Here is a 23,486-nt window from a genome sequence, read left to right on the forward strand (position 1 = left end):
TCAACCCGGCAGCCGGATCACCGCATTCAGGCCGCCGTCCGGGTGATTGGCCAGCAGCAGCTGGCCGCCATGTCCGTCCACGATCCCCTTGGCGATGCCAAGGCCAAGTCCCATGCCTGTGTCGTTGCGTTCGCGGCCATGGGTGAGACGGACATAAGGCTCGAGCAAACTCGTTATGGCCTCCTCCGGCACGCCGGGACCATGGTCACGCACCGCTATTTCGGTCCATCCGCCCGCAGAGTGCACGCTGATCTGCGCACGCTCGCCGTAAAACAAGGCGTTGTCCAGCAGGTTGCCGATGGCGCGCTTCAGGGCTAACGGTTTGCCACGTACGGCGATGCCGCTTTCGTCATAAGCCACGTTGTGCCCTGCCAGTTCCGCGCTGCGAACCAGGCGACGGATCAGCGGGTCCAGCTTTACTTCGGTCGGATTCTCGTGGATATCGCTGTCTTTCACGCATTGCAGCGCGCCCTTGACCATCATGTCCAGCTCATCCAGGTCTTCCTCGAATTCACCGCGAAGAGCATCGTCGTCAAGAAGCTCGGCGCGCAGCTTGAGACGCGTAATCGGCGTGCGCAGGTCGTGCGAGATGGAGATGAACAGGCGTTCGCGGTCCTTGATGTATTTGGCAATGCGTTCGCGCATGGCGCCGAAGGCACGCGCTGTGTTGACGAACTCGCGGCTGCCGGATTCTGGCAAGGCTGGCGCATGTTCATCCTTGCCGAACGCCTCGGCAGCATCGGATAGCGCCGCCAGCGGGCGCGTGATCGATCGCACCACTAGGATGGAGAGCAGCAACAGCACCGCCAGCGATACACCTTGCACCACCAGCTTGTCCGGCGACAGCGGGTCGTTGCTATTCAAGAAATATGGATTGGGCATCAACGTGGCGAGGTAGAGCCAGTTGCCCGGTTCGAGCTCGGTCTGGATGACCAGGATCGGTGCCGGATCGGGCTTGAGCAGCAGGATGTGGCGCACCCACGCTTCCGGCAGCTCACCGACGCGCACTCCGTCAGGCGACACGCTCAGCTGGTCGGGCCAGGCGAAGTCCAGCCGCAGGCGATTGTCGCCGGCCAGGTCCTTGCGCAGCGTTGCCTCCAGGGCGCCAAGCGCAGTCCGGGCCAGTGCGTTCGGCTCGATCTGCTGCACTTCGACCTGATCACGGTTCAGCGCAACATAGAAACGCGTGCCGCCCATTTCGCGGAACTGCTGGATCAGCAGGCTGCGGTAGCTCGGGGGCAGGCTGCGGAAGAAGCGGATCGAACTGGCGGCGCCTTGCCCCAGGTATTGCGCCGCCGACTTCACGTCCGCCTGGGTCTTGTCGCGCAGTTGCAAGGTCCACAGCGTGCTTACCGCTACCTGCGTCAGGAGCAGCCCCGCCACCATCACCAGCGACAGCCGCGCCAGCAGCGATTGCGGCCAAAGCTTACGCATGCGTCACCGCCACCGTGGCGGAGAACACATAGCCAGCGCCGCGCACGGTCTTGATCAGCATGGGTTGCTTGCCATCGTCGTTAAGGCGCAGCCGCAGGCGGCTGATCTGCACGTCCAAGGACCGATCCAGCGGCCCCGAATCGCGGCCGCGCGTCTCCTCGCACAGCAGGCTGCGGTCCAGCACCGCGCCGGGATGTTCGACGAAATATTTGAGGAGCTGGAAATCGAGCCCGGTCAACGCCAGCGGCGCGCCCTTCACTATCGATCACCGTTGCGTTCCGCCAGGTCCAGTGTGAAGCCGTTGAAGTGGTAGGCGCGCACCGTGGGAGCGGGATCGGCCCCGGCGCGGCGCAGGATCGCCTTGATGCGCGCAAGCAGTTCGCGCGGGGCTGTATGGCTTGGCGATGTAATCGTCTGCACCGAGCTCCAGGCCTACCACGCGGTCGGTTTCGTCCGAACTGGCGGTCAGCATGATGATCGGCAGGTTGGAACGCTGGCGCACGATGCGGCACAGCGCGAAGCCGTCGGTATCCGGCAGCATCACGTCAAGGATCACCAGCGACAATTGGTCTTCGTGCGCGTGCAGTTCGGCCAGGAAGCTTTCGCCGTTGTGCGCAAGGATCACCTCATACTGGTTCTTTTCCAGATAGGTCTTGAGCAGCAGCCGGGTTTTTTGGTCGTCATCGACGATCAGTATCTTGCGTGGCATGTTGGCTTCCTTGCTGTTTGTGTGAGCGGAGGTTCAGGGTGCGCAGGAGGCCGGCCAGGCGGCGCTGCGTTTCCGCAGCCGTCACGCCGTCATCCACGTAGAATCGGTGCAGCTCGGCGATGATGGCATCGCGGCTTTCCTCATCGGCGGCCCATGCGGTGCACCAGGCTTGGCGCCTGCGCCGCGGCACCGCGAGCAAAAACGCGCCAGGAGGAACGCGCGCAGCTATCCATTGCTGCGGGGTTGGCATCGCGGCGCACCGGTACCGAGCCCTTGGCGGCGCTGTATTGCTGCTGCGCGAGCGGGCGACAATCACGGCTTTCGCCAGTTTTTCCTGCGCCGCCTGGTGGCTGTAATCGTTGACGAACATGGCCAGCGTGTCCACGCTGTAGAGATGGTAGTTGTCGGTCCCGGGCAGCGGAACGCAGGAGAAATCGGCGTCGATATTCTGTCCCAACTCATTGAGTTCAGCCTTGGCCCAGTCACCCATCACGAACATGGCCGCCTCGCCGCGTGCGAATCGCTTGACTGCTTCGGTCCAAGGCTGCTCCTCCGCCGGGTTAAAGCATCCAGGTCTTCATGGTGCGTAGCCGCTGCAAGGCCTGCGCCAGGCGCGGATCTGCCAGCGGCCTGCGGGCTTTTGGCGCACGAACAGCTCGCGATAATATTCAGGGCCCGCCGGTCGCCAGCAGCAGGTTCTCGAACAAGGTGGCGACCTGCCACGGCTCGGCTGCTTTGTACCAGAGGCGCTATGCCGGCCGGCACGCAGCTGGCGCGCCGCCTTCTCGAATTCGGGCCACGTAACGGGCGGCACGATGTTGAGGCGCTCGAACAGTTTGCGGTTATAGAACAGGGTGTTGATGCGATGGATGCCCAGCGGCGCCGCCACCACATGGCCGCGATGACGGACCAGGTCACGCACAGTGGGGAAACAGGGGCCTTGTTCCAGTTGCCGGAGTTAGCAACACTATCCAGCTCGAGCAGCAGGCCCAGTTCCGCCCACTCCCCGATGGAAACCGCCGATGATTTGCGTCGCATCCGGCGCATTACCCGCCAGGACCCCGGCTGCGCAGGACCTTGCCCGCCCCCAGGCCCGGCCCCGCCGGGAATTGCCGCGTCCTGCCAGGTGATCCCCTTCATCTTCCAGGCGCGCCGCCAGCACATTGGCGGCGTGACGCTCCCCGGCCGAAGTCCACCAGTGCAGCACCTGCAAGGAAGGCGCGGCCGCTTGGGCGGGGAAAGACATCAGCATCAGGGGAAATGAGAGCAGGCGCGCCAGGCGCACAATCTGCAAACGCCGGTGGAACTTGTGCACCTACTACTCCAGCAGATAACGATCCGGCAATTCTATCTCCATGAAGTCATTTTGTGTCCTTTTACGGCATAGAACAGGATCAGGGCATAGCACGGCAGCAGCAGCCAGTATGCCGCCTGCGAACCGGAGACGTCCGACAGGTGCCCATAAAGCATTGGCAGCAGCGCCCCGCCCGCGATCCCCATGATCAGCAGCGCCGAGCCACTGGCGGTGTAGCGCCCCAGGCCTTCCAGCGCCAGCGGCCAGATTGCCGGCCATACCAGCGCGTTGGCGAAGCCCAGCATGGCGAGGAACATCACCGTATCCGGAACTGCCGGCACGCCGAACGCGCCCAGCATCGCTTGCGACAGGCCCGCTGCCGGTCGCCGAGCCCTGGATCACGCCGAAGGAGAACACGATGCCGCACACGGCGGACAGCAATAACGCCTGTTTCTGCGACAGCCAGCGCGGAATCGCGACGATGCCGACGATATAGCCCGCCACCATGAATCCCATGGTGTATGAGGTGAGGATGCCGAATTTATCCACATGCAGGTTATGCCCATACAAGCCGATGGTATCGCCCCGCGATCACCTCCACACCCACGTAGACGAACAGCGCCAGCGCGCCCAGCACCAATTGCGGGAATTGCAGCACACCCCCAGCGCGAAGTGCCCTCGTCGCTGCTGGCTTGCTGGCCGGGGATCTCGCTCAACGGCGCAAAGCGCACGATGACTGCCATCGCCAGCAGGCCGGCAGCCATCAGGCCATACGGCAGCACCAGGCGTTGTGCGAGCTGGCTGCGCAGCAGCGCGCTGTCGGCTGCACCTCATGGCAGCGAGCGTCGCATCCGAGTAGCGCCCAAAGTCTAGACAGCATCATGCCGCTGAACACCAGCGGCACCAACACACCAGCTGTCTTGTTGAACAAGCCCCATGATGCTGATGCGCGTAGCTGCACTTTCACGGGCGCCGATGCAGACGATGTAGGGGTTGATGGCAGTCTGCATCAAGGTCATGCCACTGGCCAGCGTGAACAGCGCCAGCAGGAAAAGCGGGTAAGACGCCGCGCGTGCCGCAGGAATGAACAGCACCGCGCCGAAAGCCATTACGGCCAGGCCGATCGACATCCCCGCCCGGTAGCCCGTGCGGCGCAATACCGCGGCCGACGGCAATGCCATCAGGGTGTAGGCAATGTAGAAGGCAAAGGTGACCCACAGGGGACTGGAAGTTATTCAGGTCGCAAGCGATCTTCAGGAAGGGGATCAGCGATCCATTAAGCCAGGTGGCGCATCCAAGAATGAAAAACATCAGGCCGATGAAAAGTCATGGCCACCGCCACGCTGGCGCCGGGGACGGCTTGGGTGCCGCCCATCTCGAGGGTCTGTTCTTTGTGCATGTGAATCCGAAGGGCAAAGATAGGGAAGCCCCCTCCCGGGCGGGAGGGGGCGTTGCGGCAAATCAGAACTTGCCGCGCAGGGCCGACGCTGTAACGCGCTCCGTTCTCGTTACACACCAACCGGCAAACCGTCGGTAGTGTTTGGTGCGGATCAGCTCATTGCCGATGTTGACGGCGCTCGCGAAGATGCTCAACTGCGGCGTGATGTCCCAGTTGGCGGTGGCGTCCCATTGGCCATAAGCGCTGGTCACGTCCTGGCCGCCCTGGTCCAGGCCACCGTAGGACTTCGAGCGATAGTTGTACGACAGGCGCACGCTGTAGCTGTTCTTTTCATAGAACACACTGGCATTCATCTGGTTCTTCGAATTGCCGATCACGTTCAGCTTGCGCCCCGCCCGCCACCGCACCGGTCTTGGCATCGGTGTAAGTGAAGTTGACCACCGTGCCGAAGCCGCTGCTGCCAAACGCTTGCTGCCACTGGAGTTCCAGGCCGTTCACCTTGGCGCCGTTGTCGGCGTTATGCGGACGGGGTCACGGGACGCTGCACGCCGGCCACGTTCTCCATCGCAGTCGAGGTATAGATGAAGGTATCGAGCTGTTTAGAGAAGGCGGTGGGCCGACAGCAGCGATGCATCGGCGAAGTACCATTCCGCGCCGATCTCGAACTGGTTGGCGTGGTAAGGCTTGAGCAGCGGATTGCCCGCCGTCGCGGCATTGGTGGTGCCGCTGACCTCCGTGCTGGCACTCAGGTCGCTGAAGGTGTTGCGGGCCATGACGCGCGAAGCGGCGGCACGCAGCAGCAGGTCTTTGCGGAAGTCGTATACGACGTTGATGTTCGGCAGTGCATCGGTGTAGCTGCGGCCTACGCTGCCCAGCGCGTAGTTGCCGGTGCCGTCCAGGTCCTGGTAGGCGTCCGACGTCTGCCTGGTGCGCCCGCGCCAGGCGCACACCGAAGTCGCCTCGCCACTTGTCGAAGGCGTAATCGGCCCGCACATAGGCCGCCGAAATCTTCTCCTGGATGCGGTAGTACTCGCCCTTGGCCTCCTTGTAGACCATGCCTTTGTCGTACATGGCAAAGCCTTTGCTCGCGGCCAGGCCGTCATCCACCCAGGCGAACTGGGTCAGCGAGCCGGCAGTGGCGGCCTCCTGGCTGATCTTCGGCGAGGCGCCAGTGGAGAGGTCGGCCAGCGTGTAAGGAATCCAGCCAACGCTGCCCGGGCCGACGGTGCCGATAGTGCGGCGGTTCTGCACCTTGTTGTCGCGGTACTTCAGGCCTACTTTGACAGACTTGATGTAGGGATTTTCCAGGTCGAAGGTCAGGTCGGCCTGGCCATAGTTTTCCTTGCTCTCCATGCGGCGGATCCAGTCGCGCGCACTTTGCAGCGTCAGCTTGGTCGGATCGAGTGGGCTCATATCGAGGTACTTCACCTCGTAGGTGTCCGGCGCGATATTGATGGTGGCGCGGGTGTTCCCCGTGAACCAGAAGTTGCGGTCATGCTTGCTGCCGCCGGAACCGGAAGTCGTGCCGGCCTGTGCATGCAGCTTCCAGTTGTCGCCGTCATAGCTGCCTTCCCAGGTCCAGCACTTTCGATTTCACATAGGCTTCGCGATAAATCGGTTCGAACGACACGCCGTTTACGGGACCCACGGTACCGCCCACTACGGATTTTCCGCCATCCGAGTTGTTGATAAAGCGCGGGTTATCCACACGGATATTATTGTTCGCGTCAGCCAGGCCGCCGATCTGCCACAGGTAGTTCTGGTTGCTGTTATCCATCTTCATATCGGAATTGAGGTAGTTCAGCGATATGTCGGATTGCGGTGTCGGACGCAGCTGCAGGGTGATGTTGCCCGTGGTGCGTTCGCGGTCCTGGCGGAAGATCGGCGTGCCGCCGCCCCAGGAGGCATAGGGCATTCGGGGTGACCGCACCATTCTGGTCGACGATGTTGTATTTGGTCGCGTCGGTGAAATTCTCCAGGCCATCGCGGCGCATGGTGCGCTCCTGGCGGCTCAGGGCCACCAGCACGCCAAAAGTCTTGGCTTCGTTGACCCAGTTCACCAGGCCGGAGAACTGCGGGTCGGTTTTCTTCGGCAGGTCACTGTAGGTTGCTTCCGCCGAGGCTTGTGCGGTGAAGGGCTTCTTGAACTGCAGCGGCTTGCGGGTGCGCACGATCACCAGGCCGCCGATGCTGCCCTCATCGAGATCGGCCGAAGGGCTTTTGAACACATCCAGGCTGCCAACCAGCTCGGACGGCAGAATGTCGTAATTGAAGCCGCGGCTTTGCGCGTCGTTCTTCCACCAGTAGGCCGAAGCGACGGACTGGCCGTTCAACTGCGTCATGTTCAGGTTTTGTCGGTGCCGCGTACGAAGATATCGCGGCCTTCGCCCCAGGTGCGGTCAACAGAAATGCCCGGGATACGCTGCAGGGAATCGGCCACGTTCTTGTCCGGGAACTTGCCCAGGTCCTCCGCCGTGACGGAATCCACCACATTCAGCGCGTCGCGCTTCTCGGCCAGGTTGCGTTTCAGCGTTTCGCGAATGCCGCGAACCTCCACAGACTGCAAGGCATCGTTGCCGTCTGCAGTCTGTGCCTGCACATGATGCAGTGCCAGCGTGCCGAACATCAGCGCGATCAACTGCGGTAGTTTCTTCCTTCCTAGCGGTGCTCCGTTCATTTCTTTTTCCTTATCGTCTCTAAAGCGCTGCAAAAAATTCCCCGGCATACTCCCCATGCCGGGGCCAACACACTGCTTGGGGGAGTGTGATCATTCCTGCTGTGGCAGATACCACTTGGCAAAACCATTCTGTATGCGGGCCGCCGCCTCGCGTGCGCCCAGCTTCCCGTTCAAGACTTGCGCATTCACTGACCACAGCTCGCTTTCCATATTGGGCAAGCCGCGGTTCATGATCAGCGCGTTGAGCCGAAAGTTCGAATCGCAGCTCGTGCGCCAGGCGGCCATCTGCTTGGCCAGCGGATCGCGCACGGCGATCAGGTGGTTCGATAGCGTGAAGAAGCCGATCACGCGATTGGTGTACAAATCAGCGAATTCCTGCGAGCCGAGCCAGGCCAGGAACTTGTAGGCATCGGCCTTGTTGCGCGATTTGCGGTTGATGCCGATACCGATGTCCATGTGGTCGGAAATCTGGCAGCGGTCACCCACCAGTTGCACCGGTGGCGCGAAGACGCCTAGCTCAAGCTCAGGGAACTGGTTGAAATAGGAGATGTCCCAGGAGCCGGCTGGGTAGATTGCCGCGCCGCCCTGGGCGAAAAGGAGCTGCGCATCGCGGTAGGTCTGCACCGGGGCCGACTTCGGCAGGTACGCTGCCAGGCGTGCCTCAAATTCGAACGCGGCCACGAAAGGCGCATCGGTGAATTTCGCTTTGCCGGCAATCAGCGCGCGCCTGCCCCTGCTCCCCGCCCCAATAATTCGGCCCGATGTTGGTGAACACAGTCTGGCTGGACAGCCATTCGTCGGCGGTGCCCAGCGCCAGCGGCGCGTACTGGCTTTTACGGACTGCATCCAGCACACCGAAGAACTCCGCTTCCGTCGCGGGCGGCTGCAGGCCAAGCTTGCGGAAGATCTTCTTGTTGTACAGGAAGCCGTGGATCACCGAGGCGACCGGCATGCAGAAGATATCCTTGCCATCGTCGGTCTGCCAGGCGACCAGGGAACCAGGCGCGAAGTTCTCCATGCCGGCCTTGCCATTCAGCTTTTCGAGGTAGCCGCGGCGATACAGCAACAGCGAAGTATCGAAGGGACGGCAGGCCAGCATATCGCCTGCGGTGCCGTTGCCAAGGCGCGCGGCCAGGCTGGTGTCGTATTCAGTGGGGAGCGGTAGGCGAGAACTTTACCGAGATGCCGGGGGTACTTGCGTTCGAAACGCAGGCAGCAGCACGGTCCTCCCACAGGGGCCTTGTCGTCAACCCCGCCAGCTCTCCAGCACCAGGGTGCCGGCGCGTACGGCGCTGGAGCACGTCAGCGCCAGAACTAGTGCGGCTCGCAGGATACGGCTGGTTTGGCACGGAGGCTTCTCCACGGGGTGTTGTCGATCAGTAAATTCATGCTAACACCGTGAAAAAATGTGACACCAGCGACGCCATCGCGTGCGAAGTAGCGGGCGCAAAACCGTTGATTCTTATGAGGATTTTGCAGAAGAAGCGGGGGCCCGCGCTTACAAAAACTTTACAGAGCGGCGGCCACAGCCCGGTGATTGCGTTCACGCCTCGTAATGAGCGCTTACAAAAACATTACGAAAACGCGCGCATTTATTACGTGCGAAGCTGCAGGCGAGCGGCGCGCAGCGTTGTATTCCGTCTTCAGCCGTTCCACCAGTTCGGCGGTTGTCGGCACGTCGTGCATCAAGCCGACACCCTGGCCTGCGCCCCCAGATATCGCGCCAGGCTTTGGCAGTGCCACTGTTGAAGCTCATTTTCGTCTTGTCCGATTCCGGCAGGTTCTCCGGATCGAGGGCCGGCCCGCCACGATGGACTTCTTCAGGTAGTTGCCATGCACGCCCGTAAACAGGTTGGTGTAGACCACGTCCGCCGCCGACGATTCGATGATGGCTTCACGGTAGTCTTCGGTGACGTTTGATTCCTGCGTGGCCAGGAAGCGCGAGCCGATATAGGCAAAGTCGGCGCCCATCGCCTGCGCGGCCAACACCGCATCGCCGGTCGCAATCGATCCGGACAGCGCCAGAGGGCCGTCGAAGAAGCGCCGCACCTCGCCCACCAGCGCAAAAGGCGACATCGTGCCGGCATGGCCGCCCGCGCCGCTGGCAACCAGGATCAGGCCATCGACGCCCGCTTCCAGCGCCTTTTGCGCATGGCGGATATTGACCACGTCATGCAGCACGATGCCACCGTAGCTGTGGATAGCATCCAACATTTCCACAGGCGGTGCGCGCAAGGAGGAAATGATGATTGGCACCTTGTGGCGCACGCACACTTCCACATCGTGCTCCAACCGTTCATTCGAATGGTGGACGATCTGATTGACCGCAATCGGACCCACGCGCACGCCGGGATTCTCGGCCTGGTAGTCGGCAAGTTCCTTCTGCAGGTCGGTCAACCAGGTATCGAGCAGCTCTTTCGGCCGCGCGTTCAGCGCCGGGAAAGAACCGACAATGCCCGCCTTGCACTGCGCAGCCACCAGCGCGGGGGCCGCTGGCGATGAACATCGGCGAAGCAATGACTGGGAGCGTCAGATTCTGCAATACGGCGGGTAGTGTCATGGACCTGTCCTTAGAAATTATGCATGCCGCTTACTGTACCTTCTTTGGGATAGCTGATGGTGTAGCCGACGTTGATCTTCATGGTCTCGTTGGGCGCCATGGTTTTTTCCCAACCAACGACGCCCTGGCGTTGCTCCCACGCCGCGATGCCCGGCTGCGGCGAGAACGTCTGCTTTACCTTGATCTCTTCCGACGCGCTGACCGGCGTGGATTCCAGCACCAGCAGTTCGACCGGCGCCTTGTGGAAGCTGCTGATGGTGAACACATCGGCGACCTGCTGCTCGCCGCGCTGCGACAGGAAACCGCGGCTGCCTGACTGCTGGTCCGCGCGATCAACCGTGACGCGCACCAGCTCATCGCGGCCGAAGGACAGCGCCAGCTTGTCCGAAGTCTGGGTATTCCAGTAGGTAGCGCCGACATAGCCGCCATCGCGGAACAGCTGGATATTTCCGCTCAACCAGACGCCAGTGGGACGCTCTGCTTCCGCCGTGATCACGGCGAATTTTTCCTGGCGAGGAACCACGCGAACGCGCTGCTTGGCGGCGACCTTCAGGGTCGACAGGGGCAGGGTAATTTCGCGGCCGTCGGAGGCCAGGGTGACCCGGTTCGGCACGGAGAATTCTGTATCGAAGGTGCCTTGCGTCTCAAGTACAGGAGGGATGAAGTTGTCCGACGCAATGCGTGATCCGGCAACCGCCACCGGGGCCGCAGGGGGGCGCCGGTACGTACATCGGCTCCGCCAACGCGCGCGATTCCTGCGGCGGCCGTGGCGGGTAGTAGGTCAAACGCTGCGGCACAGGTTCAGGCGCCTGCGGCGACAGGCGCGGCTGGCCGGTAGACAGCCGCATCTCGACACCGGTCCAGTCCTCGCCGGACTTCTGCGCCACCACAGCCATGCGTTCAAGGTCAATGGTGGACGTGGTGGAGTTCAAGGAAGCGCGGTAAGCAGGCTTCCAGCCCGCGCGGTTCACCTGGTAGGACACTTGGACGCTGCCGGCCTGCTGCGCAGCGACAGCAATAGTGATACTGCGCTGGTCGCGTGCCCCGCTGCGCACTTTTTTCCAATTCGCGTTGCACGGTCTTGATCTTCTTGTCGATCTCGCGCAGTTGAACCTGGGTGCGCTGGATCTGCGCCAGCGCCTCGCGGCCACCGCGCTTGATCGTGTCGACCGCGGCAGCGAGCGACTTGCCGTCAACCTGGCTCGGAACGCCCTCGCCGCCATTCAGCTTGGACAGGTAATTCTTCACCAGGACGGACGACTCGATCTCCACATTCAGCAAATCGCGGCTGTCTTCCAATGCCTGCAATTTCGCCTCCAGCTCCGCCTCGCGCGGGCTGACCGCATCCGCCTGCCCCACATCACGCGTCACGACCTGTCCGACCTGCACTCCCGGCGAGGCCTGGATGCGCAGCGTCTGCGCATCGAAATTGGCCGGCAGGCCGGTGATTTCAAGCTCCCTCATGCCAGGGGAAACCTGGGCGCTGCGCTCCACGCTGGCGATCCCGGAATACAGGGTCACGCGCGAGATCGGCGCATTGTTGGCGCAGGCAATTCCCTGCAGGGAGAAACAAAGGGCAACTGCAGCGGCGATACGGCTTGGCTTCATGACGGCTTCACAGGCGATGGAAAACCTGATCTTGCAGTGCCCGTATAGTATTGTCAATTTAGGAACGCCACACCGAGGCCAGGGCCTTCACCTTGGTCCAGATGGAAAGGCGTTCGTCCGACAGCGCATCGAGAAAATCGGACAGGCGCTTGGATTTCGCCATGGTGTAGACCGTCAGTGCGGTGGTGATGACGAACACCGAAGCGAAGATCCACACCCGGCGCGACGTCGGCGCATCGGCTTCGGCCAGCAGGTTCATGCCGAGGAAGCCGGTGGTAATGGTGCCGATCATGCCGAAGATGGTGACCACCGTCAGGCGCACCACGGTATTGGCCTGGCGCCGCAGGCTGTCGGCCTCCAGGTAGCCGTTCATATCAGCCACACGGGTTTTCACTTCCGCGTAGGCACGTTCGATGTCGAGATGCTGGCCGCACATCCGGAACAGGGCACGGATCTGCTGCTGGTCCGAGACTTCCGTGAACCAGTAGCGGTGCGTGAAGCGCAAGAAGCTCTCAAAGGAGTAGCGGATACGGCGCTTGAACGAGCGCACGCTATCCGCATCAGCCACCTGCAGCTCCGTCAGCGCTTCCGCCAGGCGGTCGGAGAACATCAGCAGCGACGCCTTCTGCAGGTGGGCGATCATGAAAAGCAGGAAGTGCTGGTGGCGAAATTGCGACAGCACGCCACGCTCCTTGCAGCAGAAGAATTGCGAGGCTGCGTCGCCGACGACAAGCAGCGCGTAGCCGCTGCAGACGTAGCGCGTGTAAGGGGCGGCCCCGCCGTCACACCAGAAGCGGTCGTAAAAATAGCGGCGGTCCACCCCGTCCGACTGCGTACGCTGGGCATCGGCCGGCGCGGAAGAGGTTCCCGCCATCGTGCCCAAGGCCGCGAAATCAGCCGGCGACAGCTCGCTTGGCCGGTCAACGGCGAGGTAAGCCATCATCGGCATGCGGTAATACTCTACCTGGCGGTAGCGCAGCGCTGCCGTGGCTCCGGGTGCATCCGGCTCCATCGGCTCCAGCAGGTAGCGCCAGTGCGAGGCGATGCGCGGCGCCTGGTGGCGCACCACATGGTCAATGAAAGCTTGCCGCTCCTGCGCATCCGTTTGCACCAGCAGGCGGCCATCGGCATCGAGCCATTCAACGCCGTGCATGCAATGCAGCGCGTTGCCCGCGTCGTCCCAGCCGGCCGGGTAGGCGCGGCCGAAGCGGTATAGCAGCTCCTGCGCTTCATCGAACGGCAGGTCGCTGGCGCCGACTTCCATTACCAGCAGCACGATATCGACGTCGAAGAAGAAATGCAGGCAGAGATTGTGCACATCCAGCACGCGTGGTGCGGCGCCGGGATGGGTCGTCACGCGCACCCTGGCGATATCCTTGCGGCGGAAGATACGGCGCTGGCCGGCGCCAAACAGGAAACGCTGCACATAGGGCAGGAAGCTGACGAACTCGGTGTAATAGCGCTCCTGGAACGCAGCGCTCGCATCCTGCGCTGAAGTCACTTCGCGCCACGGCGAATCAGCGCCCAGAAGTTCCCAAGGCCGCGCATGCGCACGCTCCGCCCCATCAGGCGGCATCAACCGCAAGGGCCATAAAAGAACCTGCCTTACATGCCGGACATGCGGGGATTGGGCGCTCATGCAGCCCAGTATAGCCGAGCCCGTGTCACACCTTGGGGTCACACCCCGAGTGTGACACGGGCTCGGCTATGAAATAGATGGGTTCGTGTCACACTTCGGGTGTGACCCCACGGTGTGACACGAAGTCAGCCGTCGTTGAGGAGGATGTCGTTTTCGACGCGGGCGCTGCAGGCGCGTACCAGTTGCTTGATGGCCCAGGCGGCCAGTTGCTCGGTGCTCATGCCGAGGTGGCGGCTGGCGATGGCTTGCATCAGGGGGATCGAGGCGAACAGGGGGACTACGTCGGCTGCCGGCATGCTTTGGCGCTCCAGCAGCAGGAATTTGAGCAGGACTTTGACCGCGTACTCCGCATTGCGCTTGGGGTCGGCCGACAGGAAATCGAGGCGGCGGCGGGCGCGCGACAGTGCGGCTTCCACATCGTCGAACACGGCGCCATGGCCAGGGATTACGACTTTCACGTCCAGGCCGGCGATCACGTCCAGGGTGGCTGCAGCTTCGGCAAAGCCTTCATCGCCTTCCAGCTCGGGGAAAATCACGCCGAAGCCGTTTTGCCACAGCGCGTCGGCCGATACCAGCACCTTCTCCGATGGGCAGTAGAAGATCACGGAGTGGGCATGGTGGCCCGGCGCGCCCAGCACCTGCCATTCCAGGTCGCCCAGCGTCAGCGTTTCACCGGCGGCGATCACGCCGTCGATGGAAAATCGTTCGCATTGCTGGCCGGTGGCTTTGAAACTGAGCGCCTCCTCGTCCCAGTGCCGCACTTTGTCGGCTTCCGGCTCGGGGATGTAAGTGTTGCAGCCGAAGTGCGCCTGCAGCGCCGCATTGCCGCCGCAGTGGTCGGAATGCAGGTGCGTGGTGTACAGGCGGTCCAGGCGGCGGCCGTGCAGGGCGTGCCGCACCAGGTCGAGCGTCTGCTGCTTGTGCGCGACGTAGCCGCTGTCGATCATGGCCGCGTCATGTCGGCCCAACAGCAGGACATTATTGGAGGAGAGCCAGCCGCGTTCGAAAACGTGGATGGATGGGTGTAGCTTCATTGCGTCAGTCAAAGTCGATCAGTTGCTCACGGCGGCGCAGCTCGGCCCACACGGCGCGCTTGTAAGCGTCGTCGGCACGCGACCAGGCGACGATTTCATCGATGGTGCGCAGGCAACCTTCGCAATAACCGCTGTCCTGGTTCATCTTGCACAGGCTGATGCAGGGGGATGGCACGGGCGTGGCCAGTTCCGGCGCGCCTGGCGGCAGTTCAGTACTCATGGCCGACATTTTACCGCAGTGCGGTAAAAATGCCCGGAATGGCCATATACTGATGACGCACCAGAACAATAAAGAATGGCGAGGAGACAACCTGACCAACCAGCCTCCGAGGTGCTTATGAAGCTCGATCGCCATTGGTTTTCCCGCGCGCTGGGCCAACTCGCGCGCCGCCGCATGGATCGCCCCGGCCCTGCGCAACCGCAATTCATCGGCGGCGATTTCGATTGCCGTGCCGGTAGCCGCAGTTACAAGCTGTATGTGCCTTCCTGTTACGAAGGCCAACCGATGCCCCTGCTGGTGATGTTGCATGGCTGCCTGCAGGACCCCGACGATTTCGCCGCCGGCACGCAAATGAATGCGGTGGCCGAAGAGCGTGGCTGCCTGGTGCTGTATCCGGCGCAAACGCCGGACGCCAATCACACCCGATGTTGGAACTGGTTCAGTGCCCTCGACCAGGAGCGCGGCCAGGGCGAACCAGCGATCATCGCGGCCATGGCGCGCGACGTCATGGCGCACTATCCGGTACTGCAAAGCGAGGTTTACATCGCTGGGCTGTCGGCCGGCGGCGCCATGGCGGTCATCGTTGGCACCCTGTATCCGGACCTGTTTGCCGCCGTCGGCGTGCACTCCGGCCTGCCGTTCGCCGCCGCGCGCGACCTCCCCTCGGCGCTGCTGGCCATGCGGCGTGGCGCCGCGCGCGCGCAGGCGGCCCTGACGGCGGGCCAGCCGGTCATCGTTTTCCACGGGGACCAGGACCGCACCGTGCACCCTGCGAATGGCGAAGAAGTGCTGGCGCAGGGCTTGCGCAGCCATCCGCTAGGCGAACAGGCCAGTCCTGCCACGCTAGCGGGCCAGGTACCCGACGGCCACTCTTTCACGCTGAAGGCGCACTGGCTGGAAGATGGCTCGCCGCTGGGCGAACATTGGGTGATTCATGGCGCCGGCCACGCCTGGTCTGGCGGCAGTGCGGAAGGCAGCTACACCGATCCGCGCGGGCCGGACGCCAGCCGCGAGATGATGCGCTTTTTCAGCGCCGCGAAAAGTGCAGTTTCATCGCCAGCACGCACAGGGCCAGCACCAGGGTGATGCCATTGGCGATAATCACCGGCCAGGCCTTGGTTTGCAGGCCATATAGCAGCCACAGAAGCACGCCGACGCTGAAGATCAGGTACATGCCGGTGGAAATGCCGTCGGCGTGACGCTGGCGCCAAACCAGCAGGACTTGGGGTACAAAAGCGAAAGTGGTGCAAAAGGCGGCGATAAAGCCGAGCAGGTCAGGCTCAAGCAACATCAGTTCGAGTTTCCAGGGTGGCGATATGGGCACGCAAGCATGCAGGACACCAGCATCCCACCGCCTCGGTTCCTGGAACCGGTATGGCCGGCGGCAGGAAGGTGCACCAGCATGGCGTCTCGCCCGGCGCCCCGGTCGGCTTCTGCCCGGATGGCGCATCGGCCATGGCGCAGTGGAACTCGGCGCCGCAACGCTCACAGGTGCTCATATCATCAATGCAATTATGCGTAGGGGAGAAGGCCAGACTAGCGGATCAAACCGTAAATTACAACTCGATTGGCCCTATAATGCGCACCATTGACCTTTTTTCTGGAATTTCGCCATGAGCAACCTGCCAGTCCACGACCCGGATATGTCCACTGACCTGAGCGGCGTCACGCCCCAAGTCAAGGCTCAGATCCTGGCCGAGGCGCTGCCGTACATCCGTAATTACCACGGCAAAACCATCGTCATCAAATACGGCGGCAATGCCATGACCGAAGAGCGCCTGAAGCACGGCTTCGCGCGCGACCTGATCCTGCTGAAACTGGTGGGCATGAACCCGGTCGTGGTGCACGGTGGCGGCCCGCAGATCGACAATGCGCTGAAGAAGATCGGCAAGCAGGGGACCTTCGTGCAGGGCATGCGTATTACCGACGAAGAAACCATGGAAGTGGTGGAGTGGGTGCTGGGCGGCGAGGTGCAGCAGGACATCGTCATGCTGATCAACCATTACGGCGGCCAGGCGGTTGGCCTGACCGGCAAGGACGGTGGCCTGATCCGCGCCCGCAAAATGGCGATGCCGGACAAGGAAAAGCCAGGCCAGTTCCTGGACATCGGCTTCGTCGGCGAGATCGAAGCGATCAACCCGGCCGTGGTGAAAGCCCTGCAGGATGATGCCTTTATTCCAATTATTTCCCCGATCGGTTTCGGCAAGGACGGCCAGGCTTACAACATCAATGCCGACGTTGTCGCCGGCAAGATCGCCGAAATCCTGAAAGCTGAAAAGCTGATCATGATGACCAACATCGCCGGCGTGCAGGACAAGAACGGCAACCTGGTGACCGACCTGTCGGCGCGTGAAATCGACGAGATGTTCGCAGACGGTACGATTTCGGGCGGCATGCTGCCAAAAATCTCTTCCGCACTGGACGCCGCCAAGTCCGGCGTGAACACCGTGCACATCATCGACGGGCGAATTGAACACAGCCTGTTGCTGGAAGTCTTGACCGAACAGGCTTTTGGCACTATGATCCGGTCTCACTAAAATTTTTGGCGGCTTGCAACAGCCGCCGAAAACGTGAATGCCCTTGTAGCTCAGTGGTAGAGCACTCCCTTGGTAAGGGAGAGGCCACGTGTTCAATCCACGTCAAGGGCACCATTCTCCTTAGTAGATCCGCTCTACTTTCACGCCACGCTGGCGCAGCAGTTCCGCAACATTCCCCGTTCCGACAAGATGCAGAGTGCCGATTGCGGCAAAACCTGTGCTGTTCTTTTTTCATCATTTCCACGATGCCGTCGGCCAGCACAGGATTGCGCTCGGTCAGCAACACCTGTTTCATGAATTTGCCGGAGAAGGTCTTGTCCTCTTCCACTTCGCGCGCCAGCACCTCGAACTTCGCCGCATCGGCGGAAGCCCAGGCTTCGACCAGGTCGCGCGGCTGCACGCCCTGCTTGCTGTCTTCAAAGGTATCCAGGCTGTCTTCCAGGAAGCGGGCCTGCTCCTGCGGTGTCAGGCGCCCGAACAGCGCTGCCTGGCCGCCCACCGATTCCAGCTCCACCACGCGCTGTTTGCGGCCATGCGCGGTGCGCGCCAGTTGCAGGTCGACGCCCAGTTCCGGACGGTAGCCCAGGGCGCGGTATTCGCCGATGGTGATCATCATGACGATCAGCCATGGCTTCATCGACGCCACCATTTCGGGGGCGATGCCGTGCTTCTTCAACATGCTTTCCAGGCGCGGGCGGTATTCGGGCCGGATATCGGTCATGGCGCTGCCGGAGCCGGGCGCGTACAGGCCGTATTCGCGCATGACGGCCATCGACTTGGCAGGATCGGCGGCAGGGTCGACTTCCAGCGCCACCGCCGTGGCGCGCTCCATGGCCTGCGTGACGCGCGGTTCGAGCGGATAAAAGTCGGGGATGCCGACGTGGATGGTGCCGAACAGCCAGGATGTGTTGCCTGCGTATTCCAGCTTGTACAGGGCACCGCGCGCCGGCGGCGCGGCGGTGGCCGCAAAGCTCAGGCCAAGCAGAAGGCAAAACATCACTATAATCGTGCGTCGCATAGTCTCTCCAGGTAGATCGTGAATATTAAACCTTTGGCACCGGTCTGGCTGTTCGACCTGGACAACACGCTGCACAATGCCTCGCATGCCATCTTCCCCGCCATGGTGGAGAAGATGAACGCATACATGGCGCGCGTGCTGGGCGATGGCAAAACGCCGGCCAGTGCGGAGGAAATCAGCGCCACCCGCGCCCTTTACTGGCAACGCTATGGCGCCACCCTGCTCGGGCTGGTGCGCCACCACGGCGTCGATGCGGCCCATTTCCTGCGCGAGACGCACGACCTGCCCGACATCGAGGAAATGATCCGGTTTGAGCGCGGCCTGGGCCAACTGCTGCGCCGCCTGCCGGGGCGTAAAATCCTGCTGACCAATGCGCCGCGCGATTACGCGCGCCAGGTGGTGGGACACATGGGCATCGGCCGCCATTTCAGCGACCAGATCACCATCGAATCGATGCATGTCCATCGCCAGTTGCGCCCCAAGCCGTCGCGCATCATGCTGCGGCGGCTGATGCGCCGGAAGGGCCTGGACCCGCGCCGGTGTATCCTTGTCGAAGACACGCTGGATAACCTGCGATCGGCACATGCGCTGGGCATGCGCACGGTGTGGGTGACGCAATACCTGCTGAAGCCGGGGAAAAAACCGGCATGGCTCGATGTCAAAGTAAAATCAGTTAAAAAGCTGCTGAAATCTAAATAAACAGGTCCAAAACCCATGGCAAGTACACAGCCCGGACAGCGCAAGCTGCAAATCCTCCAGGCACTGGCTGAAATGCTGGAGCATCCAAAAGGAGAAAAGATCACCACGGCTGCGCTGGCGCGCAAGCTGGATGTATCCGAGGCGGCGCTGTACCGCCATTTCGCCAGCAAGGCCCAGATGTTCGAGGGCCTGATCGAGTTCATCGAGTCCACCGTATTCGGCCTGATCAACCAGATCGCCGATAAGCAGGCCGACGGCCTGGCCCAGGCGCGCGACATCCTGGGCATGCTGCTGCATTTCTCCAGCAGCAACCCGGGCATGACCCGGGTGCTGATCGGCGACGCGCTGGTCAACGAAGACGAGCGCCTGCAGCAGCGCATGAACCAGTTCTACGACCGCGTGGAACTGTCACTGAAACAGGCGCTGCGTGCTGCAGCGGCCGAAGGCCAGGCCCACGAGGCTGACGTGAGCGCCCGCGCAGGGCTGCTGGTCAGCTTCGTGCTCGGGCGCTGGCACCGATACGCCAAGAGCGGCTTCAAGTCGAATCCTTCGCAGGACTCAGCCGTCCAGATTGCATTGCTGCTGAATTGAACTGCTTGACCTTTGCTTTGCTGGACGACGCTAGCGTCGATCCAGCCACCGGTGCTGGCCGCTCTTCCCGTCTCTACACCGGTCATCACGCCACCCTCGCCTGCAGCGACTTCGCCGGCTGGCCTGGCGTGCTGGCCGGGATGGAGCAGGCGCTCGCACGCGGCTTGCACGCGGTGCCGGTCCTCAGCTACGAATTGGGTCACCATATCGTTGGCGTGAAGCCGCGCGCCGCGGCGCCCGGCGCACCGGCTTTGGCGCAGGTACTGTTGTTCGAGCGCTGCGACCAGATGTCGCAAGCCGAGGTTGCCGCCTGGCTGGCGGCACAGGCCGGCCCCGATGCCGGCCCGGCCGGAGTGGCAGGCATCCGCGCCAATGTGAGCGAGGCGCAGTTTGTCGACGCCATCCAACGCATCCGCGACTACATCGCGGCCGGCGACACCTACCAGGTCAACTACACCTACCGCCTGCACTTCGACGCGTTCGGATCGCCGTTCGCGCTCTACCAGCGCTTGCGCGCCCGCCAGCCCGTACCATACGGGGCCCTGATCGGCTTCGATGACGGCCGCGCCGTGCTGTCGCTGTCGCCGGAACTGTTCGTGCGCAAGGAAGGCGACACCCTGACCGCGCGCCCGATGAAAGGCACCGCCCCCGCCGCGGCCGACGAAACGGAAAACGCGCGCCGCGCCGCCGCCCTGGCAGCCGACCCGAAGAACCGCGCCGAAAACCTGATGATCGTCGACCTGCTGCGCAACGACATCGGCCGCGTGGCGGCCACCGGCAGCGTCGAAGTACCGAAGCTGTTCGAAGTCACCCGCTTCAGCAGCGTGCTGCAGATGACCTCCACCGTGCAGGCACGCCTGCGCCAAGGCGCGACGCTGCAGGACATCTTCTCTGCGCTCTACCCCTGCGGCTCCATCACCGGCGCGCCCAAGAAGCGCACCATGGAAATCATCGCCGAGCTGGAGCCCGATGCACGCGGCATCTACACCGGCGCCATCGGCTGGTTTGCCCCGGACGGTGATTTCTGCCTGAACGTGCCGATCCGCACACTCACGCTGCAAGCCGAGGAAAGCGGTATCCGCAAGGGTGTGATGGGCGTCGGCGCTGGCATCGTCTACGATAGCGAGCCGCACGACGAATTCGCCGAATGCCAGCTGAAAGCCCGCTTCCTGACCGGCCTGTCGAACGATTTCGAACTGTTCGAAACCATGCATGCCACCCGCGAGACCGGCGCCCGCCACGTCGAACGCCACCTCCAGCGACTGCAAACCTCCGCGCGCTATTTCGGCTTCGCCTGGGACGAAGCCGCCGCACGTGCCTACCTCACGCTCGCGTGCCAGGCCCTGCCTGCCGGCCAGCCGCACCGCCTGCGGCTCGCAATGAACTGCGCCGGTGCATTCGCCGTGCAGACAGGCGCGCTGGTGCCGTTGCAGGAGCCGGTGCGCGTGCTGCTGGCCGACGAGGCAACCGACAGCAGCGACCTTTTCCTGCGTCACAAATCCACCATCCGCGAACGCTATGACGCGGCGTGGAAAGCCGCCGACGCCCAGGGCGCGTTCGACAAACTGTTCTTCAATGAGCGCGGTGAGTTGACGGAAGGAGGACGCAGCAATGTCTTCATCCGCATGGATGGCATGTGGATAACGCCGCCCTTATCCACCGGCATGCTGCCCGGCGTGATGCGCGCCGTGATCATCGAGGCCTGGGGCGCGCAAGAGCGCATCGTCACGCGCGACATGCTGCTCGCCGCGCAGGAAATCGTGGTCTGCAATTCCCTGCGCGGTGCGATGCGGGTGGTGCTCGCGCCTGCCTCTCAGGCCGAATAGCAGCGCAAGGCGTTGCGCCCGGCCTTCTTCGCCTCGTACATCGCCATGTCTGCCTGTTTCAGCAGCATATCCGGCTCTGCCGGATGAGGCCCGAACAGGGTCAGCCCAAGACTGCCGGAGCAATTCCATTCCAGGTCGTCCAGCTGGAACGGCTTGGCCAGCGCAGCCAGCACCTTGGCACCAACGCCCTGCGCCTGCTGGTACGCGTTCACCGCTTCGGCATCGAGGGTTTCCAGCACCAGGACAAACTCGTCGCCGCCGAGGCGCGCTAACCGTGTCTCCGGCGCGCACGCAGTCCTGCAGCCGTTGCGCCACCTGCTGCAACAGGCGGTCGCCGTATTCGTGGCCATGCGTGTCATTAAGCGCCTTGAACTTGTCCAGGTCGATGAAGCAGAGAGCTCCGTGCCGCTTGCTCCGACCACTGGAATACAAAGCCTGCTGCAGCCGGTCCATCAGCATGCGCCGGTTCGGTAAGCCGGTCAGCGCATCGAAGTAGGCAAGGCGCCGCACCAGCTCTTCGCGCGCCTTGCGTTCCGAGTTGTCGACAAACATGTGCACATAATGCGTTACCTCGCCGGCCAATCCACGCACTGCCGTGATGGAGGTCAGGACCGGGCATTCGCTGCCCATCCTTGCGGCGCAATTCGATCTCGCCTTCCCAGGTATCGTGCTGTCCGATGGCGACTGCGATGGTTGCCTGCAGTGCGGGCTCGCCGGGCAAGGAGTACAGGCGCTGCGGAGTATCGCCGGCCAGTTCAGCCAGGGAATAACCACTAAGCGTGGCGAGCGCGCGGTTGACCCGCAGGATGCGCCCGGCCGCATCGGTGACCAGCATGCCCTCTTTGGTATCGAAGGCGATTGCAGCCACCCTGGATTCTTCCACAGCGCGTCGCCTGTCCGTCACGTCGGTGGTATAGCCGAACCATAGGACGCTGCCGTCCGGCTGCCGCTCCGGCACGGCGCTGTTCAACAGCCAGCGGTCTGTGCTTTCGTCCTGAGTGACACGGTATTCGATATGCCATGGCGCTAACGTTCGTACCGACTCCATCATGGAGTCGCGCACCACCGAGCGGTCATCCGGATGCAGCTTATCCAGCAGCAGCGCCGCGTCGTTGCGTACGCACTCGGGATCGGTGCCGTACAAGCCATGCATCGCATTGCTGGCGTAGGGAAAACTCAGGTTGCCATCCGCACGACGCTGGAACACATGCACCATTCCCGGCACCATGCGGGCGATCTTGTCCAGGCGCTCGAACGATTCCTGCAGCTGGCGCGCCGATTCCCGTTTTTGCTGGTCGGCGTCCTGCAGGTCATGCTGCATCTGTCCCAACCATCCGAGCACGCTGTCCTGCTTGCGCGCCGCGAGCACGCGGCCCAAACGGCCCTCCGCCAGGTCGAGCATGACTTCATGGATTTCACCCATCGTACCGCCCAGCGTGCGGCGCGTCGCGAAATAGAGCTCGACCAGCATGGCCATGCTGAGTACGCCGAGCACCACCACGACCGTGCGCAGCGTGATTGCCTCCGCCTGGGCTCCGGCAACCGCTTCGCGCGTCCGTTCATCAATCGCCACGAAGGCGACGTCGATTGATTGCATGATGTCCCGTTTGGCCCGGTCGTAGCGGTCGCCGAACAACGCAGAGTCCGACTGCTCCAGCTTGCCGTCCGCAGCCAGCTCCATGGCCTCGTATTCCATCTTGGTCAAGGAGTCGGAACGGCGCTTCGAGTCTTGCAGCAGGTATAGCTCAGATGCCGTGAAGCCTGCCTTCCGCATGCGCTCCAATAAAGGCGTGCGTTCGGCGCTGAAAGGGCGAGGCCGGCTGCCGTCGGCCAGCACAAGATCCCAATACACGCCGTCATAGCGCTCGGGCCGCGGCTGCAAGCCATCGCGGATAGCCAGCACTTCCTCGAAATAGCGGCGATAGTGCGACTTGCCGGTCGCGGCGTATGAACGCGCCAGCTTGGTCAGGTCCTGCGACGACTGACGCAATTCATCCATCAACGTCAAGGATTGCTCGCGCTGCACATTGATGGCGTCGACACGCAACTCTTTTCGCGCATACAAGGTGAATGCCGTGACCAGCGCGGCCAGGACCACGAGCAAGGCCGCGGAGCGAACGAAGAATGGGTTATCGGGTAACGCCGGCAATCGTTTCATGACGGGCTGGAGGAAAGGTGTCGCTTGATCATACGCCAAGCGCTTCCCCCAAAACCCACCATGAGTCCATTCTGCAACAATGT

At 62.7% G+C, this 23,486-nt stretch carries 30 protein-coding genes, 1 tRNA gene and 5 pseudogenes; 7 read left to right on the plus strand and 29 right to left on the minus strand.

Translation table 11 applies throughout. From position 1 onward, the window contains the following. From ACQ4MM_RS02675 to ACQ4MM_RS02720, 10 genes and pseudogenes are all read right to left on the minus strand, one after another. Window positions 1-1,434, minus strand: a complete 1,434-nt coding sequence (locus ACQ4MM_RS02675; protein ID WP_431475912.1) for an ATP-binding protein — start codon at window positions 1,432-1,434, stop codon at window positions 1-3. Further along, window positions 1,427-2,143: pseudogene (locus ACQ4MM_RS02680) on the minus strand (response regulator). The gene ACQ4MM_RS02675 and the pseudogene ACQ4MM_RS02680 overlap by 8 nt, the downstream one beginning before the upstream one ends. Continuing rightward, a complete protein-coding gene (locus ACQ4MM_RS02685) occupies window positions 2,115-2,642 on the minus strand; it encodes a hypothetical protein (protein ID WP_431475913.1) in 528 nt (175 codons plus the stop codon). The pseudogene ACQ4MM_RS02680 and the gene ACQ4MM_RS02685 overlap by 29 nt, the downstream one beginning before the upstream one ends. A 78-nt stretch (window positions 2,643-2,720) precedes the next feature. Then, window positions 2,721-3,065 (minus strand): hypothetical protein, encoded by a 345-nt coding sequence (locus ACQ4MM_RS02690; RefSeq protein ID WP_431475914.1) that lies wholly within the window; start codon window positions 3,063-3,065, stop codon window positions 2,721-2,723. 45 nt (window positions 3,066-3,110) lie between these two features. Further along, the gene (locus ACQ4MM_RS02695; protein ID WP_431475915.1) at window positions 3,111-3,458 is read right to left on the minus strand and encodes a hypothetical protein; all 348 of its coding nucleotides are present in this window, start codon (window positions 3,456-3,458) and stop codon (window positions 3,111-3,113) included. A 32-nt stretch (window positions 3,459-3,490) separates the two neighbouring features. Then, the gene (locus ACQ4MM_RS02700) at window positions 3,491-3,796 is read right to left on the minus strand and encodes a hypothetical protein (protein WP_431475916.1); all 306 of its coding nucleotides are present in this window, start codon (window positions 3,794-3,796) and stop codon (window positions 3,491-3,493) included. Between the two features lie 510 nt (window positions 3,797-4,306). Beyond that, window positions 4,307-4,618 carry a hypothetical protein gene (locus tag ACQ4MM_RS02705; RefSeq protein WP_431475917.1) on the minus strand — a complete coding sequence of 104 codons (312 nt, stop codon included), beginning with the start codon at window positions 4,616-4,618 and terminating at the stop codon, window positions 4,307-4,309. Between the two features lie 280 nt (window positions 4,619-4,898). Beyond that, window positions 4,899-5,189: a hypothetical protein gene (locus ACQ4MM_RS02710; RefSeq protein WP_431475918.1), complete on the minus strand. Its 291-nt coding sequence runs from the start codon at window positions 5,187-5,189 to the stop codon at window positions 4,899-4,901. Continuing rightward, complete coding sequence (locus ACQ4MM_RS02715; RefSeq protein ID WP_431475919.1) at window positions 5,167-5,334, minus strand: hypothetical protein; 168 nt, start codon at window positions 5,332-5,334, stop codon at window positions 5,167-5,169. Before ACQ4MM_RS02715 ends, ACQ4MM_RS02710 begins: the two co-directional genes overlap by 23 nt. A 101-nt stretch (window positions 5,335-5,435) precedes the next feature. After that, entirely contained in the window at window positions 5,436-5,786 is a 351-nt protein-coding gene (locus ACQ4MM_RS02720; protein WP_431475920.1) for a TonB-dependent receptor domain-containing protein, read from the minus strand. 119 nt (window positions 5,787-5,905) lie between these two features. Between ACQ4MM_RS02720 and ACQ4MM_RS02725 the strand changes: the two genes are divergently transcribed. Beyond that, a complete protein-coding gene (locus ACQ4MM_RS02725) occupies window positions 5,906-6,031 on the plus strand; it encodes a hypothetical protein (RefSeq protein ID WP_431475921.1) in 126 nt (41 codons plus the stop codon). A gap of 363 nt (window positions 6,032-6,394) precedes the next feature. Here the strand turns inward: ACQ4MM_RS02725 and ACQ4MM_RS02730 are convergent, their stop codons facing one another. The 12 genes and pseudogenes from ACQ4MM_RS02730 to ACQ4MM_RS02785 all read right to left on the minus strand — a co-directional run bounded on the left by ACQ4MM_RS02730 (window position 6,395) and on the right by ACQ4MM_RS02785 (window position 14,583). Next, complete coding sequence (locus ACQ4MM_RS02730) at window positions 6,395-6,613, minus strand: hypothetical protein (protein ID WP_431475922.1); 219 nt, start codon at window positions 6,611-6,613, stop codon at window positions 6,395-6,397. After that, on the minus strand, window positions 6,606-7,178 hold the full coding sequence (locus ACQ4MM_RS02735) for a hypothetical protein (protein WP_431475923.1): 573 nt from the start codon (window positions 7,176-7,178) through the stop codon (window positions 6,606-6,608). The genes ACQ4MM_RS02730 and ACQ4MM_RS02735 overlap by 8 nt, the downstream gene beginning before the upstream one ends. A 2-nt stretch (window positions 7,179-7,180) precedes the next feature. Next, entirely contained in the window at window positions 7,181-7,513 is a 333-nt protein-coding gene (locus ACQ4MM_RS02740; RefSeq protein ID WP_431475924.1) for a TonB-dependent receptor plug domain-containing protein, read from the minus strand. A gap of 90 nt (window positions 7,514-7,603) precedes the next feature. Beyond that, a complete protein-coding gene (locus tag ACQ4MM_RS02745; RefSeq protein ID WP_431475925.1) occupies window positions 7,604-8,194 on the minus strand; it encodes an extracellular solute-binding protein in 591 nt (196 codons plus the stop codon). After that, window positions 8,175-8,612 carry a hypothetical protein gene (locus ACQ4MM_RS02750; protein WP_431475926.1) on the minus strand — a complete coding sequence of 146 codons (438 nt, stop codon included), beginning with the start codon at window positions 8,610-8,612 and terminating at the stop codon, window positions 8,175-8,177. Before ACQ4MM_RS02750 ends, ACQ4MM_RS02745 begins: the two co-directional genes overlap by 20 nt. A gap of 464 nt (window positions 8,613-9,076) precedes the next feature. After that, window positions 9,077-10,073, minus strand: a pseudogene (locus ACQ4MM_RS02755) (NAD(P)H-dependent flavin oxidoreductase). A gap of 10 nt (window positions 10,074-10,083) precedes the next feature. Further along, a complete protein-coding gene (locus ACQ4MM_RS02760) occupies window positions 10,084-10,773 on the minus strand; it encodes a DUF4139 domain-containing protein (RefSeq protein WP_431475927.1) in 690 nt (229 codons plus the stop codon). Beyond that, window positions 10,718-11,005 (minus strand): DUF4139 domain-containing protein, encoded by a 288-nt coding sequence (locus tag ACQ4MM_RS02765; RefSeq protein WP_431475928.1) that lies wholly within the window; start codon window positions 11,003-11,005, stop codon window positions 10,718-10,720. Before ACQ4MM_RS02765 ends, ACQ4MM_RS02760 begins: the two co-directional genes overlap by 56 nt. Next, on the minus strand, window positions 10,980-11,681 hold the full coding sequence (locus ACQ4MM_RS02770; RefSeq protein ID WP_431475929.1) for a DUF4140 domain-containing protein: 702 nt from the start codon (window positions 11,679-11,681) through the stop codon (window positions 10,980-10,982). Before ACQ4MM_RS02770 ends, ACQ4MM_RS02765 begins: the two co-directional genes overlap by 26 nt. Window positions 11,682-11,739: 58 nt before the next feature. Beyond that, window positions 11,740-13,182 (minus strand): hypothetical protein, encoded by a 1,443-nt coding sequence (locus ACQ4MM_RS02775; RefSeq protein ID WP_431475930.1) that lies wholly within the window; start codon window positions 13,180-13,182, stop codon window positions 11,740-11,742. 263 nt (window positions 13,183-13,445) lie between these two features. After that, window positions 13,446-14,354, minus strand: coding sequence for an MBL fold metallo-hydrolase (locus ACQ4MM_RS02780; RefSeq protein WP_431475931.1), 909 nt, complete (start codon window positions 14,352-14,354; stop codon window positions 13,446-13,448). Between the two features lie 4 nt (window positions 14,355-14,358). Further along, entirely contained in the window at window positions 14,359-14,583 is a 225-nt protein-coding gene (locus tag ACQ4MM_RS02785; protein WP_431475932.1) for a DUF1289 domain-containing protein, read from the minus strand. A 108-nt stretch (window positions 14,584-14,691) separates the two neighbouring features. Between ACQ4MM_RS02785 and ACQ4MM_RS02790 the strand changes: the two genes are divergently transcribed. Continuing rightward, entirely contained in the window at window positions 14,692-15,660 is a 969-nt protein-coding gene (locus ACQ4MM_RS02790; RefSeq protein ID WP_431475933.1) for an extracellular catalytic domain type 1 short-chain-length polyhydroxyalkanoate depolymerase, read from the plus strand. Here the strand turns inward: ACQ4MM_RS02790 and ACQ4MM_RS02795 are convergent. Together ACQ4MM_RS02795 and ACQ4MM_RS02800 are read right to left on the minus strand one after the other, a co-directional pair. Further along, window positions 15,602-15,865: a SemiSWEET transporter gene (locus tag ACQ4MM_RS02795; RefSeq protein WP_431475934.1), complete on the minus strand. Its 264-nt coding sequence runs from the start codon at window positions 15,863-15,865 to the stop codon at window positions 15,602-15,604. The two genes, ACQ4MM_RS02790 and ACQ4MM_RS02795, sit on opposite strands and share 59 nt — an antisense overlap. After that, complete coding sequence (locus ACQ4MM_RS02800) at window positions 15,855-16,073, minus strand: cysteine-rich CWC family protein (RefSeq protein ID WP_431475935.1); 219 nt, start codon at window positions 16,071-16,073, stop codon at window positions 15,855-15,857. Before ACQ4MM_RS02800 ends, ACQ4MM_RS02795 begins: the two co-directional genes overlap by 11 nt. A 144-nt stretch (window positions 16,074-16,217) precedes the next feature. Here ACQ4MM_RS02800 and argB point away from each other — a divergent pair, with 144 nt between their 5' ends. Continuing rightward, window positions 16,218-17,111: an acetylglutamate kinase gene (gene argB, locus ACQ4MM_RS02805; protein WP_154668170.1), complete on the plus strand. Its 894-nt coding sequence runs from the start codon at window positions 16,218-16,220 to the stop codon at window positions 17,109-17,111. 39 nt (window positions 17,112-17,150) lie between these two features. Continuing rightward, window positions 17,151-17,225 (plus strand) — tRNA-Thr (locus ACQ4MM_RS02810). A 6-nt stretch (window positions 17,226-17,231) separates the two neighbouring features. On the opposite strand, the gene ACQ4MM_RS02815 is transcribed toward ACQ4MM_RS02810, so the two are convergent. Both ACQ4MM_RS02815 and ACQ4MM_RS02820 read right to left on the minus strand, forming a co-directional pair. Then, window positions 17,232-17,315, minus strand: coding sequence for a hypothetical protein (locus tag ACQ4MM_RS02815; RefSeq protein WP_431476001.1), 84 nt, complete (start codon window positions 17,313-17,315; stop codon window positions 17,232-17,234). Between the two features lie 70 nt (window positions 17,316-17,385). Then, window positions 17,386-18,216 (minus strand): annotated as a pseudogene (locus tag ACQ4MM_RS02820) (TraB/GumN family protein); the annotation flags it as partial. Here ACQ4MM_RS02820 and ACQ4MM_RS02825 point away from each other — a divergent pair. The 3 genes from ACQ4MM_RS02825 to pabB are packed head-to-tail and all read left to right on the plus strand — an operon-like array spanning window position 18,148 to window position 21,245. Further along, complete coding sequence (locus ACQ4MM_RS02825) at window positions 18,148-18,828, plus strand: pyrimidine 5'-nucleotidase (RefSeq protein WP_431475936.1); 681 nt, start codon at window positions 18,148-18,150, stop codon at window positions 18,826-18,828. The pseudogene ACQ4MM_RS02820 and the gene ACQ4MM_RS02825 overlap by 69 nt on opposite strands. A gap of 15 nt (window positions 18,829-18,843) precedes the next feature. Next, the gene (gene slmA / locus ACQ4MM_RS02830; protein ID WP_431475937.1) at window positions 18,844-19,419 is read left to right on the plus strand and encodes a nucleoid occlusion factor SlmA; all 576 of its coding nucleotides are present in this window, start codon (window positions 18,844-18,846) and stop codon (window positions 19,417-19,419) included. After that, the gene (gene pabB, locus ACQ4MM_RS02835; protein ID WP_431475938.1) at window positions 19,416-21,245 is read left to right on the plus strand and encodes an aminodeoxychorismate synthase component I; all 1,830 of its coding nucleotides are present in this window, start codon (window positions 19,416-19,418) and stop codon (window positions 21,243-21,245) included. The genes slmA and pabB overlap by 4 nt, the downstream gene beginning before the upstream one ends. Here pabB and ACQ4MM_RS02840 read toward each other — a convergent pair. The 3 genes and pseudogenes from ACQ4MM_RS02840 to ACQ4MM_RS02850 all read right to left on the minus strand — a co-directional run. Further along, window positions 21,233-21,604 carry a diguanylate cyclase domain-containing protein gene (locus tag ACQ4MM_RS02840; RefSeq protein WP_431475939.1) on the minus strand — a complete coding sequence of 124 codons (372 nt, stop codon included), beginning with the start codon at window positions 21,602-21,604 and terminating at the stop codon, window positions 21,233-21,235. The two genes, pabB and ACQ4MM_RS02840, sit on opposite strands and share 13 nt — an antisense overlap. Next, window positions 21,576-21,875 (minus strand): annotated as a pseudogene (locus ACQ4MM_RS02845) (diguanylate cyclase domain-containing protein); the annotation flags it as partial. The pseudogene ACQ4MM_RS02845 and the gene ACQ4MM_RS02840, both read right to left, overlap by 29 nt. Beyond that, window positions 21,871-23,403: pseudogene (locus ACQ4MM_RS02850) on the minus strand (PAS domain-containing protein); the annotation flags it as partial. The pseudogenes ACQ4MM_RS02845 and ACQ4MM_RS02850, both read right to left, overlap by 5 nt. Between the last annotated feature and the right edge of the window lie 83 nt (window positions 23,404-23,486).

It is taken from the genome of Massilia eburnea, assembly GCF_050709955.1.
Classification (GTDB): Bacteria; Pseudomonadota; Gammaproteobacteria; order Burkholderiales; family Burkholderiaceae_D; genus Rugamonas; species Rugamonas eburnea_A.

Excerpts from the sequence above, each read along its gene's own strand:
- ACQ4MM_RS02675 (WP_431475912.1), bottom strand. The coding sequence starts at position 1,434 with ATGCGTAAGCTTTGGCCGCAATCGCTGCTGGCGCGGCTGTCGCTGGTG.
- ACQ4MM_RS02685 (WP_431475913.1), bottom strand. The coding sequence starts at position 2,642 with ATGTTCGTGATGGGTGACTGGGCCAAGGCTGAACTCAATGAGTTGGGA.
- ACQ4MM_RS02700 (WP_431475916.1), bottom strand. The coding sequence starts at position 3,796 with ATGCTGGGCGCGTTCGGCGTGCCGGCAGTTCCGGATACGGTGATGTTC.
- ACQ4MM_RS02705 (WP_431475917.1), bottom strand. The coding sequence starts at position 4,618 with ATGGCATTGCCGTCGGCCGCGGTATTGCGCCGCACGGGCTACCGGGCG.
- ACQ4MM_RS02710 (WP_431475918.1), bottom strand. The coding sequence starts at position 5,189 with ATGAATGCCAGTGTGTTCTATGAAAAGAACAGCTACAGCGTGCGCCTG.
- ACQ4MM_RS02725 (WP_431475921.1), top strand. The coding sequence starts at position 5,906 with ATGGCAAAGCCTTTGCTCGCGGCCAGGCCGTCATCCACCCAGGCGAAC.
- ACQ4MM_RS02730 (WP_431475922.1), bottom strand. The coding sequence starts at position 6,613 with ATGGATAACAGCAACCAGAACTACCTGTGGCAGATCGGCGGCCTGGCT.
- ACQ4MM_RS02735 (WP_431475923.1), bottom strand. The coding sequence starts at position 7,178 with ATGACGCAGTTGAACGGCCAGTCCGTCGCTTCGGCCTACTGGTGGAAG.
- ACQ4MM_RS02740 (WP_431475924.1), bottom strand. The coding sequence starts at position 7,513 with ATGAACGGAGCACCGCTAGGAAGGAAGAAACTACCGCAGTTGATCGCG.
- ACQ4MM_RS02750 (WP_431475926.1), bottom strand. The coding sequence starts at position 8,612 with ATGCTGGCCTGCCGTCCCTTCGATACTTCGCTGTTGCTGTATCGCCGC.
- ACQ4MM_RS02770 (WP_431475929.1), bottom strand. The coding sequence starts at position 11,681 with ATGAAGCCAAGCCGTATCGCCGCTGCAGTTGCCCTTTGTTTCTCCCTG.
- ACQ4MM_RS02780 (WP_431475931.1), bottom strand. The coding sequence starts at position 14,354 with ATGAAGCTACACCCATCCATCCACGTTTTCGAACGCGGCTGGCTCTCC.
- ACQ4MM_RS02785 (WP_431475932.1), bottom strand. The coding sequence starts at position 14,583 with ATGTCGGCCATGAGTACTGAACTGCCGCCAGGCGCGCCGGAACTGGCC.
- ACQ4MM_RS02790 (WP_431475933.1), top strand. The coding sequence starts at position 14,692 with ATGAAGCTCGATCGCCATTGGTTTTCCCGCGCGCTGGGCCAACTCGCG.
- ACQ4MM_RS02795 (WP_431475934.1), bottom strand. The coding sequence starts at position 15,865 with ATGTTGCTTGAGCCTGACCTGCTCGGCTTTATCGCCGCCTTTTGCACC.
- ACQ4MM_RS02800 (WP_431475935.1), bottom strand. The coding sequence starts at position 16,073 with ATGAGCACCTGTGAGCGTTGCGGCGCCGAGTTCCACTGCGCCATGGCC.
- argB (WP_154668170.1), top strand. The coding sequence starts at position 16,218 with ATGTCCACTGACCTGAGCGGCGTCACGCCCCAAGTCAAGGCTCAGATC.
- slmA (WP_431475937.1), top strand. The coding sequence starts at position 18,844 with ATGGCAAGTACACAGCCCGGACAGCGCAAGCTGCAAATCCTCCAGGCA.
- ACQ4MM_RS02840 (WP_431475939.1), bottom strand. The coding sequence starts at position 21,604 with ATGACACGCATGGCCACGAATACGGCGACCGCCTGTTGCAGCAGGTGG.